General features: G+C 34.9%; 3 protein-coding genes. 2 read left to right on the top strand and 1 reads right to left on the bottom strand.

Annotated features, from left to right (window positions below):
• Nucleotides 1-225: 225 nt before the first annotated feature.
• The gene (locus F607_RS0126525) at nt 226-543 is read left to right on the top strand and encodes a hypothetical protein (protein ID WP_027710405.1); all 318 of its coding nucleotides are present in this window, start codon (nt 226-228) and stop codon (nt 541-543) included.
• A 120-nt stretch (nt 544-663) separates the two neighbouring features.
• Here F607_RS0126525 and F607_RS0126520 read toward each other — a convergent pair whose 3' ends face one another.
• Entirely contained in the window at nt 664-1,281 is a 618-nt protein-coding gene (locus F607_RS0126520; RefSeq protein ID WP_027710404.1) for a hypothetical protein, read from the bottom strand.
• Nucleotides 1,282-1,680: 399 nt separating this feature from the next.
• Between F607_RS0126520 and F607_RS0126515 the strand changes: the two genes are divergently transcribed.
• Nucleotides 1,681-1,917 carry a type II toxin-antitoxin system Phd/YefM family antitoxin gene (locus tag F607_RS0126515; RefSeq protein WP_027710403.1) on the top strand — a complete coding sequence of 79 codons (237 nt, stop codon included), beginning with the start codon at nt 1,681-1,683 and terminating at the stop codon, nt 1,915-1,917.
• The last annotated feature ends 160 nt before the right edge of the window (nt 1,918-2,077 follow it).

The following is a 2,077-nucleotide window of genomic DNA, read 5'->3' as shown; positions in this document are numbered from 1 at the left end:
GTTTTACATTGGTACACATATAGTGGTCCATTATACATAGTATCTTGCTATTTAGTGTACTGGCTTATAGGTAGTCCATTTTAGGTATACCCTAAATGGACTATACAACCCCTGAATAAGGACTGGGGTTTAACTCGATCAAATGGTAATGTGCGCTAAACTTTAAAAATATATGTTATATCAAAATATGACATATCCCTACTCTTGCTAAATTGAGGGGTTAATATGAATCAAGAAAAAATAATCCAAGAAGCAGTTGAATATTTAAGACAACATATAAATCAACATGGCACGCGAGGCTATATAGACCAAGAACCATATAAAGGTGATTGGTTTAAACTTTTTAAAGTAGCGTATATTAATAACTACCTAGATGGTTCATCAACCCCTTGTCTTGCAAGCGATTCCTTTAGAAGTATTTTGGTTGATAGATGGTTTGATGGAGACAGAGATGATGAGAAAACCGAATTATTAGAAATGCTTATTAATAAATGGACTGAGTGGAAATATGCATGGGATAATTATACTACATATATTGAGTAAAAGATGGCTGAAGCCAGTAGTATAAAATGAAACTGTACATTAAGTTTGGAACTCTCTTAATTTTAGTACATCACAGAGATGATTTACACTGTCAATTTGATAGTCTACAAACTTAATATATCAGACAACTTTACCATTCCGGTTGTCTTCAGTCCTCTTCATTGTTAAGTCAGAATCACATACTGTTAAAAATTCTTTTACTGAATTATTTGACCAATAAGCACACTCTTTTACTAATACATTTCTTGGAAATAATTCTTTATCATTAAAATTAAATTTGCCTTGTAAATTGCGTAATACTTTATTGTTTTTACCATCTTCATCACTCCATTCTGGAAGAAAGTGAACTAAGCGATTTCTTAGCTGAATAAGTGCACTAACACTTTGAATAGGCTCTTTACCTTGATAAAAGGTTTTTTCAAAAAAATCATATAAATGGTTAAACTTATCAAGAAGCATTTTCGAAATATAATTTTCGTATTTATCTTTCGGTATTTTATTTTGATCAACTAATTCTTTTAACTTATGATTAGCATAAGCTTCTAAAGCTTGTATATTAAGAGTAATAATTGAAGCGATTATTCCATAAATACTCTCTTCAGGTTGACTTTCACAGTCGTTTAATAATAATTCAGCCGTACTAACATATGTTTTATAGAATGTCACTTTTTGTCTAGAGTCAACGTTCTGGGTTGCTTGACTTGCTTGGTTGTTAGCTGAACCGCCTATATAACCCATTTTGTTTTCTCCCAAGAAAAATTAACTATCGTCAAATATTAATAGTTAATTATTATATTTAGATTAATATTGTGTGTTTTTTAACCAGCAATAGTCCCTTCCCCTAATAAATGCTTAAAAAACAATCACTCTCTAGTTAGTACACTATAGGTGTACCCTAAATGGACCGCTAATCCCTCCTGTATCAGGCTAGTGACCAAGCTTGGTTTCTTGGGCTGCAATCTCTAGCGCTTGAGTTGATAAAAATAGGCCATAACCTCTCATTTTTTGCTACTCCTCATGTTCAAACAGTTCGAGCAGATGCAAGGCGCTGTCAAGCCTCTAGCTTGCATAATGGCTTAACTTGACATATATAGACCAGTTTAATAGACTGGTTCATATGTTAAGGAGAGTAATAGTATGCGTAACGAAATTGGTTCGTATGAAGCAAAATCTAAGCTCCCAGAGTTATTGCGCCGGGTAGAGTCTGGTGAATCCTTCACTATAACCAACCGGGGTAAAGTCATTGCCGATTTGGTGCCTGCTAATCATCAGAAACAGAAGGTGAAAAACGCCATCTCCAATATCAAGAAAATGAAACAACATGTGGTGTCGGATGAGGTCTTAGATGAACTGAAAATGGATGGTCGTAAGTAGTGAGTGATTTTGTCTTAGATAACTCAGTCGCCATGCGCTGGCTTCTACAAACAGCCAAAGTCACTGACCAAGAGTACGCAATCAGTGTGCTTGAGACGATGGTGGAAAAGGCTGCCGTGGTTCCAAACCTGTGGCATCTGGAAGCGGTTAGTGTGTTACT

Source organism: Zooshikella ganghwensis DSM 15267, assembly GCF_000428585.1.
Lineage (GTDB): Bacteria > Pseudomonadota > Gammaproteobacteria > Pseudomonadales > Zooshikellaceae > Zooshikella > Zooshikella ganghwensis.
This window is presented reverse-complemented; position numbering and strand designations above follow the sequence as displayed.